This window comes from Nevskia sp. (genome assembly GCF_021732705.1).
Taxonomy (GTDB): domain Bacteria; phylum Pseudomonadota; class Gammaproteobacteria; order Nevskiales; family Nevskiaceae; genus Nevskia.
Genome location: NZ_JAKFUM010000011.1, coordinates 328,022 through 336,345, shown reverse-complemented (window position 1 = coordinate 336,345; position 8,324 = coordinate 328,022). Strand labels below are relative to the sequence as shown.

General features: G+C 67.9%; 7 protein-coding genes. 2 read left to right on the top strand and 5 right to left on the bottom strand.

What is annotated here, in order from left to right; all coding sequences use genetic code 11:
* Positions 1-2,162, bottom strand: a 2,162-nt coding sequence (locus QZ951_RS15465) for a CarD family transcriptional regulator (RefSeq protein ID WP_293002144.1), incomplete at its 3' end; no start/stop codon positions are given.
* A gap of 33 nt (positions 2,163-2,195) precedes the next feature.
* The gene (locus tag QZ951_RS15460) at positions 2,196-3,116 is read right to left on the bottom strand and encodes a metal-dependent hydrolase (RefSeq protein WP_293002142.1); all 921 of its coding nucleotides are present in this window, start codon (positions 3,114-3,116) and stop codon (positions 2,196-2,198) included.
* 83 nt (positions 3,117-3,199) lie between these two features.
* On the opposite strand from QZ951_RS15460, the gene QZ951_RS15455 reads away from it, so the two are divergent.
* Complete coding sequence (locus tag QZ951_RS15455) at positions 3,200-3,682, top strand: hypothetical protein (protein ID WP_293002139.1); 483 nt, start codon at positions 3,200-3,202, stop codon at positions 3,680-3,682.
* A gap of 16 nt (positions 3,683-3,698) precedes the next feature.
* Positions 3,699-5,069, top strand: a complete 1,371-nt coding sequence (radA, locus tag QZ951_RS15450; protein ID WP_293002137.1) for a DNA repair protein RadA — start codon at positions 3,699-3,701, stop codon at positions 5,067-5,069.
* Positions 5,070-5,075: 6 nt separating this feature from the next.
* Here the strand turns inward: radA and QZ951_RS15445 are convergent, their stop codons facing one another.
* The 3 genes from QZ951_RS15445 to QZ951_RS15435 all read right to left on the bottom strand — a co-directional run bounded on the left by QZ951_RS15445 (position 5,076) and on the right by QZ951_RS15435 (position 8,243).
* Complete coding sequence (locus QZ951_RS15445) at positions 5,076-5,657, bottom strand: redoxin family protein (RefSeq protein WP_293002135.1); 582 nt, start codon at positions 5,655-5,657, stop codon at positions 5,076-5,078.
* Between the two features lie 82 nt (positions 5,658-5,739).
* On the bottom strand, positions 5,740-7,077 hold the full coding sequence (chrA, locus tag QZ951_RS15440; RefSeq protein ID WP_293002133.1) for a chromate efflux transporter: 1,338 nt from the start codon (positions 7,075-7,077) through the stop codon (positions 5,740-5,742).
* Positions 7,074-8,243: an aromatic ring-hydroxylating dioxygenase subunit alpha gene (locus QZ951_RS15435; RefSeq protein ID WP_293002131.1), complete on the bottom strand. Its 1,170-nt coding sequence runs from the start codon at positions 8,241-8,243 to the stop codon at positions 7,074-7,076. The genes chrA and QZ951_RS15435 overlap by 4 nt, the downstream gene beginning before the upstream one ends.
* Positions 8,244-8,324 lie beyond the last annotated feature (81 nt).

The window sequence follows — 8,324 nt, the reverse complement described above, 5'->3', positions numbered from 1 at the left end:
GTGCCGATGACGATGTCGACCTGACCCTTGGCCAGATCGTCGAGCAACTGGTTCTGCTCCTTGCCGGTGCGCAGCCGCGACAGGCCGGCGATGCGGATCGACGGCGTGCCGGCCGGCTCGCCGATCGCTTCGCAGTACTGCGCGAAGCGGTCGCGGAAGTTCTTCTCGTGCTGCTGCACCAGCAGCGTGGTCGGCGCCAGCACGCAGACCTGCTTGCCGTTGGCGGCCGCCGCGAATGCCGCGCGCAGCGCGACTTCGGTCTTGCCGAATCCGACATCGCCGCAGACCACGCGATCCATCGGCTTCGGCAGCGCCATGTCGGCGAGCACGGCGTCGATCGCCTTCTGCTGGTCCGGCGTGGTCAGGAAGCGGAAGCCTTCGTTGAACACCGCGAAGGCATCCTCGTTGACCGGCAGCGCCATGCCTTCGCGCGCCGCGCGGCGGGCCTGGATCTGCAGCAGCTCGGCGGCGACGTCGGCGGCGCGTTCCTTGGCCTTGGCGCGGGCCTTCGACCAGCGGTCCGAACCCAGGTTGTGCAGCGGTGCCGCCTGTTCCTCGGCGCCGGTGTAGCGGTGGATCTGGTTGAGGCTGGCGACCGGCACATACAGCTTGTCGGCGTCGGCGTACTCCAGCACCAGGTATTCGGCTTCGACACCGCCAGCATCGAGCCGGATCAGGCCGCGATAGCGCCCGACGCCGTGCTCGACATGCACCACCGGCGCGCCGAGCTTCAGATCATTCAGATCGCGGAGGATGGTTTCCGGATCGCGCACCTTGCCGCGCTTGCGCATCGACACCGGCGCGCGCGAGCCGAACACCTGCGCTTCGGCGATCAGCGCGACGTTGGCGGCCGCCAGATTCAGGCCGTCCTGCAGCGGCCCGAGCACGATGCCGTAGCGGTTGGCATCCGCCGCGAATGCCGCCCAGCGCTCGTACTGGCGCGGCAGGATGCCGAGGCCCTTCAGCCAGCCGATCAGCGCTTCGCGGCGGCCGGCCGATTCGGCGACGAACAGCGCGCGGCTGGTCGAGGCCTTGAGGAAGGCTTTCAGTTCGTCGGCGGTGCCGGCGATCGGCGTGCAGCCGAAATCGGCTGCGTCATCAACGACTTCCGCAATCCGCACCTGCGGGTAGTAGCCCAGTTCCTCGAGCGCGGTCGCAGGCGTGACGAACAGATCGGCCGGCCGCATCAACGGCCGTTCGAGGTTGCCGGAGTAGCGCTCGAAGCGTTCCTCGATCTGCTTCCACTCGGCGGCGAGCGCGGTATCCAGATCATCGGTCGCGATGATCAGCGCGTGCACCGGCAGGTAGTCGTAAATCGTGGCCGCAGCCGCGGTTTCCGGCGCGAAGAACAGCGGCAGATAGGCTTCGATGCCACCCGGCATCAGGTTCTTCGAGACTTCCGAGTAGATGCGAGAGCGCGCCGGATCGCCGGGGAAGTATTCGCGGTAGCGGCGGCGGAAGACCTCGACGCCGGCCTTGTCGGTCGGGAACTCGCGGGCCGGCAGCAGACGGATCTCGTCGACCTTGGCCGACGAGCGCTGGGTGTCCGGATCGAACACCCGGATCGTTTCGACTTCCTCGTCGAACAGGTCGAGCCGGTAGGCCTCCGACGCGCCCATCGGGAACACGTCGATCAAGGCACCTCTGACGGCGAACTCGCCCTGCGTCTGCACCTCGGACACACTCTGGTAGCCGGCGGCGATCAGGCGCTCGCGGAAGGCGTGCGGCGGCAGCTTGTCGCCGATCTTCAGCAGCAGCGCTCGGCCATCGAGCCAGCTGCGCGGCGGCAGCCGTTCGAGCAGGGTGCCGGCGGTGACGATCATCACGCCGCGCGTCTGCGACGGCAGCCGATACAGTGCTGCCAGCCGATCGGACAGGATTTCCTGGTGCGGCGAGAACGGGTCGTACGGCAGGGTTTCCGCGTCCGGGAAATGCATCACCGGGATCGACGGATGGGCGAAGAAGCGCAGTTCCTCTTCGAGCTTGTAGGCGTGCTGCTCGCCGTTGGTGACGGCGATGACCAGCCCGTCATGGCGGGCCGCGGCCTCGGCGATCGCCAGCGCCGCCGAGGCGCCCGGCAGGCCGGTCCAGTGCAGGCGTGCGCCAGCCTCCGCAGGCAGCGGCGGCGACAGCAGGATCGGCAGGGACGGCGTCTTGCTCAAGGGCGCGGATTATGGCCGCGCCGGGCCGGGCTGTCAGCCTGTGACCGCCGCTTCCGGCGCTGCAATCCGCAGCATCGTCGCCAGTTTGGCGTGGTCGATCGCCAGCACGTCGCCGCCGTCGGCTTCGAAACGCCGCCACGCGATCTGGATCGGATTCTGCGCGGTGGTTGCGATCGGGTGATTGCGCGGGTGGTAGCGGCGGCCGAACACCGGCAGGGCTGCGATGAACAGGCGGCCGAGCATCTCGCCGCCGAAGGCCAGGGTCTTCAGCGCCTGCCACGGCGAACGCAGCCAGCCTTCGCGGCGCGCCATGCGTGGATAGATTCGGATCGTTTCGCGGGCAATATGCAGCGCGGCTTTGAGCACCATCCACTTGCGGTACCACTCGTGCTCGCCGTACAGGTGCTGCCAGACTTCGAACGCGACCGCGCCGTGCTCGATCTCCTCGACCTGATGCCAGACCCAGACCGCCTTCATCAGCGGATCGGCGTCGGCGAACCAGCGGTCATGGTTCTGCAGGATGATCATGCCGGCGAGGAAGGTGAAGGTTTCGTAGCCGGCGGTGAAGCCGATCCGCGCTTTCATGCCGTCTTCGGCCGCATGCTGCGTGAACCAGGCGATCGAGGCGTCGTCGATCGCCACCACGTCTGGATAGCGGGCGCGCAGGTGCTGGTTGAACGCGGTCAGATTGTGCGAATGGTTCGCTTCCTGGCCGATGATCGCGGTGACATCGCGCTTCAGCTTCGGGTCCGTGATCTGCTCGCGCGCCTTGCGCAGCGACACCACCAGATAGCGCTCGAAGTGCGGCACATGCATCGCCAGCGCGTTCAGGAACACCGCAAACGCGGGCTTGGTGCGGCTCCAGACCACGTCGACCGGCTGATCGGCGGCCAGCGGGAAGCGCAGCGGCCGGACCGGAAAATCATCCATCGGATGTAGCGAGTGCTGGGCCATGGCGCGCCTCGGTCGTGGTTTGTCTCCTCGCGGCCGAGCCTAGGGCAAACTGCGCCAGAAACCAACCACGACGGGAGCAGGAGATGACCAGCAAGACTTCGGCCGCATTGATCAAGCACGGGCTCGCTGCACTTCTCGTGGCCCTGATCGGCGGCTTCATGCTGACCTTCAAGATGCTCGGCGGCATCTCGTTCTCGCCGGTGCCGCTGTTCATCGAATACGACCTGCCGGGCACGGCCGCCGGCTGGCGCGCGGTGCATCTGGGCATGCTGACGAACGGCCTGATGGCGATCGTCCTCGGCATGGTCGTGCGCCTGTTCGTGCTGGCCGATGGCAGCGCCAACACCGTGCGCTGGGGCGTGCTGGTCGCGATCTGGGGCAATTTCTGCTTCTACCTGTTCAGCATGTTCGGCTACAACCACGGCCTGAGCCTGGGCACGAACCGGCTCGGCGAAGGCAACTGGGCCGGCGCTGCGGCGTTCATTCCGGCGCTGGTCGGCGCGGTGACCCTGATCACCGCGGTGATCGTGCTGTTGCGCGCGCCGCTGAAGTCCACCTCGAACTGAGCACTGATCGTCCGCGATGGCCAAGTCCCTGAATCCCGGCAGCGCCAAGCTGCGCTACGTCTGCAACAACTGCGGTGCCGATGCGCCGAAGTGGCAGGGCCAGTGCGCCGACTGCGGCGAGTGGAACACGCTGGTCGAGACCACGACGTCGAAGCCGAAGACCCGCGCCGGCAGCTTTTCGGTCGAACGCAGCGCCGTGCGGCGGCTCGACGAGATCACCGGCGAGGACAGCGAACGCGTTCCGACCGGCCTGTCCGAACTGGACCGCGTGCTCGGCGGCGGCATGGTGCCGGGTGCGGTGATCCTGATCGGCGGCGAGCCCGGCATCGGCAAGTCGACCCTGCTGCTGCAGGCACTCGCCGCGCTCGAAGGCCGGGTCAACACCTTGTACGTGACCGGCGAAGAATCGCTGACGCAGGTGTCCTTGCGCGCCCGCCGGCTCGGCCTGCCGCGGTTGGATCTGCCGGTGCTGGCCGAAACCGGGCTGGAGACCATCCTCGACACCCTGAGCCGAACCACGCCGGGCTTCGTCGTGCTCGATTCGATCCAGACGCTGTACACCGATGCCCTCGATGCCGCGCCCGGTTCGGTCTCGCAGCTGCGCGAGTGCGCTGCGCAACTGGTGCGCTACGCCAAGGGCAAGAGCTGCACGATCGTGCTGGTCGGCCATGTGACGAAGGAAGGCGCGATCGCCGGGCCGCGCGTGCTCGAACACATGGTCGACACCGTGCTGTATTTCGAGCAGGACGTCGGCTCGCGTTATCGCATCGTCCGCGCGGTCAAGAACCGCTTCGGCGCGGTCAACGAGATGGGTGTGTTCGCGATGACCGATGCGGGGCTCAAGGAAGTCAGCAACCCGTCGGCGCTGTTCCTGTCGCGCCACGAGCAGCCAGTGCCGGGCAGCGTGATCACCGTGACCCGTCAGGGCTCGCGTCCGCTGCTGGTCGAGGTGCAGGCGCTGGTCGATGCGACGCAGGGCAGCAATCCTCGCCGCGTGGCGCTCGGCCTTGAAGGCAATCGCCTCGCGATGCTGCTGGCGGTGCTGCATCGCCACGCCGGCATCGCGCTCGGCGATCAGGACGTGTTCGCCAATGTCGTCGGCGGCATGCGCATTCAGGAAACCGCAGCCGACCTGCCGCTGCTGCTGGCGGCGCTCTCCAGCTTTCGTGGCAAGCCGGTACCGAACGACACCGTGGTGTTCGGCGAGGTCGGGCTGGCCGGCGAGATCCGTCCGGTGCAGAACGGCGAGGAACGACTGCAGGAAGCCGCCAAGCACGGTTTCAAGCGCGCGATCGTGCCGGAGGCGAACAAGCCGCGGAAGAACGTGAAGCTCGATCTGGAAGTGGTGCCGGTGCAGCGGCTGACGCAGGCGCTGGACGCGGTCTGAACCGGGTTATGGCGTTTCCGCCAGCAGCCGGTCGATCGCCGATTCGATCTGCCGGGCATTGCTGTCGCCGGGATGGGTTTCGCCGGCGAACGCGCCGCGCACGCGGCCTTGTCGGTCGACGAGATACCACGCCGGCCAATAGCGGTTGCCGAACGCGTTCCAGTACGAGTAATCGTTGTCGATCATCACCGGGTGCTTCAGGTCGAACTTCGCGACCTTGGCCACGACGTTGTCGCGCACGTACTCCTGCGGCAGTTCCGGCGTGTGCACGCCGATGACCTGCAGCCCCTTCGCTTCGTACTTCGCTTCCAGTTCCTTGAGCCACGGGAACGAGCGGTAGCAGTTCCAGCAGTCGAAGGTCCAGAAGTCGATCAGCACGACCTTGCCGCGCAACGCTTCCCACTTCAGCGGCTTCGAATTCAACCAGTCGGCGTCGCTGCCGTGGGTGAACGCGGGGGCGATGGGCGCGTCCGACGACGCGGCCTCGGCCACGGCAATCGGCTGCGGAAGGCCGCCGTGCCCGCCAAAGCTCCAGATGCCATAGCCGATGACGGCGACGGCAATCGGCCACCAGCGCAGCTTCGTCATGTCCGTCGGCTCCTGTCCCGCGTGCGTGAAGCCACGAGTATAGGTTTGCCGCGTCCGTCGCTCGGCAGTGCGTTGATGGCGGTCAACGCAGGCCGAACTGCACCGCTAGCCCGGCGAGCGCGCAGGCGCCGATCAGCTTCGGCACGCTCACCTGCAGGCGCAGCAGCGCGACCAGCGCCACCGCACCGATTGCCGCCGCGGGCCATTCGAACGCGCCGTCGAAGCCCTGCGGCCACAGCACGTGATACGCGAAGAACAGCGCGAGATTGAGGATCACGCCGACCACGGCGGCCGTGATGCCGGTCAGCGGCGCCGTCAGCCGCAGATCGTCGCGCGTGGCTTCCACCAGCGGCCCGCCGGCGAGGATGAACACGAACGACGGCAGGAAGGTGAAAAAGGTCGCGACACCGGCGGCCAGCGCACCCGCGGCCAGCACATGGCCCGGGCCCAGCGCCGCCGCCAGCGCATCGGTCTGCCAGCCACCGACGAAGCCGACGAACGCGACGATCATGATCAGCGGCCCCGGCGTCGTTTCGCCGAGGGCGAGGCCATCGATCATCTGCGGCGCGGCCAGCCAGCGGAACTCGTTCACCGCGGCCTGATAGACGTACGGCAGCACCGCGTAAGCACCGCCGAAGGTCACCAGCGCGGCGCCGGAAAAGAACATCGCCATCTGCGTGATCGGATTGCCCGCGCCGAGGCTCGCCAGCAGCGCGAGATAGACGCCGATCCACAAGCCGAGCCCGGTGGCCAGCACCCGCGCCAGGTGCGTGTGGCGGTAGGCCGCGTGCGGGACCACCGTATCGTCATCGATCAGGCATGGGCCGTGGCCGCCTTTTGCTGCGCTGTGCGTGCCGCCGGTGCGGAAGCGCTCGGGCGCCAGCTTGCCGCCGATGACGCCAAGAATCGCGGCGCCGACCACGATCAGCGGAAACGGCAGGTGCAGCGCGAAGATCGCGACGAACGCCGCCGCCGCGATCGCCCACAGTGCGGCGTTGTTCAGGGCCCGCTTGCCGATGCGCCAGGCGGCCTGCACGACGATCGCGGTCACCGCCGGCTTGATGCCGTACAGCACGCCGGCGATCAGCGGCACGTTGCCGAACGCCAGATACGCCCAGGTCAGGCCGATCAGCAGCACCAGCGACGGCAGCACGAACAGCGCGCCGGCGACGATGCCGCCGCGCGTGCCGTGCATCAGCCAGCCGATGTAGGTGGCGAGCTGCTGCGCTTCCGGCCCGGGCAGCACCATGCAGTAGTTCAGCGCGTGCAGGAACCGCCGTTCCGACAGCCAGCGCCGGCGTTCGACCAGTTCCGCATGCATCACCGCGATCTGGCCGGCCGGGCCGCCGAAACTGACGCAGCCGAGCCAGAACCAGAAGCGCAGTGCCGTGACGAACGGCACCGGCGGCGCGGGTGTCACGCGCGACGGCCCCAGCCGGCCGGCGGCGGCTGCCGCAGGCGGCTTTCGGGGATCAGGTCGCGCAGCCGCCGCGCGAAGCTGCGCATGCAGACTTCGCCATCGCCGAGCGGCCCGGTGCTGTAGCTGGACGAGGCCATGCCGGCCTGCACGCGCGCGATCAGCGTGGTGTCCTCGCGGTTGACCTGCCGGTTGATGCGCCAGTTCAGGTAGCGGGCAGCCTTCATCTCGCGTCGGCCATCCGGATGGACGTAGGCGATCTCGCGGATCAGCGTCTCGGTCGGCGAAATCGGCAGGAACTGCATGAAGTCGACCTGATCCGGATACAGGTCGAAGGCCACGTTCGGCCACAGCTTGAAGTAGGTCCACTGGCGCTGATGACTCGCCGGAAGGTGGGGCGCGGGCGGCAGGAAATGCTGGTAGCCGCGCTCGCACCAGTTCTTCGACGGCGCGTCGACGAGGGTGCCGACCATCCGGTCGACCCAGGGCTGGGCCTCGATCGCGTAGCTGCCGCCGAACAGCCGGGTCAGCCCCGGATGCGCGACCGGGATGTGCAGGCCGTCGGAATAGTTGTCGCTGACGTTCTTCCAGTTGACCGGGCGCGGCCGCAGCCGGACCTTGCCTTGCGGCTGCAGCGCATCCAGCCGGTACAGCGCCAGTTCGTCGAGGTACGGCGCCATCATCTCGCGCACGCTCGGCAGGCCCGGTTCCAGCCGCACGAAGACGAAGCCCATGAAGATTTCGACATCGACCGGTGCCAGCCCGTGCGCGGCGGGATCGAGACCGGTGAAGTTCTTGCGCTGCGGGAGTGCGGCGAGCTGGCCGTCCAGCGCGTAGGTCCAGTGGTGATACGGGCAGGTCAGCCGCCGGCCGCAGTGGCCCTTGCCGGGTTCGACGAGGCGCGACGCGCGGTGCCGGCAGACGTTGTGGAAGCCACGCACCACGCCGTCATCGCCACGGACGACCAGCAGCGATTCATCGAGGAATTCCAGCGTGTGGTAATCGCCAGCGGCCGGGATGTCGCTGACATGGCACACCACCTGCCAGCTCGGCCGGAACACGGTGCGGACTTCCTCGGCAAAGAAATCCGCATCGCGATATGTCCACGCCGGCAGGCTCAGGGCGTCGTCGGCGGTGGATGCGGTGGCGGGCGAGACATCAAGGCTCATGGCGCGATGCGGGGCAGGTCGAACGGGAAAGCGCGGCGGCGAGCGAAGCGTTCCGGAATTGCGGATCGACAAGGCCCAAGC

Excerpts from the sequence above, each read along its gene's own strand:
- QZ951_RS15435 (WP_293002131.1), bottom strand. The coding sequence starts at position 8,243 with ATGAGCCTTGATGTCTCGCCCGCCACCGCATCCACCGCCGACGACGCC.
- QZ951_RS15455 (WP_293002139.1), top strand. The coding sequence starts at position 3,200 with ATGACCAGCAAGACTTCGGCCGCATTGATCAAGCACGGGCTCGCTGCA.
- QZ951_RS15460 (WP_293002142.1), bottom strand. The coding sequence starts at position 3,116 with ATGGCCCAGCACTCGCTACATCCGATGGATGATTTTCCGGTCCGGCCG.
- QZ951_RS15445 (WP_293002135.1), bottom strand. The coding sequence starts at position 5,657 with ATGACGAAGCTGCGCTGGTGGCCGATTGCCGTCGCCGTCATCGGCTAT.
- radA (WP_293002137.1), top strand. The coding sequence starts at position 3,699 with ATGGCCAAGTCCCTGAATCCCGGCAGCGCCAAGCTGCGCTACGTCTGC.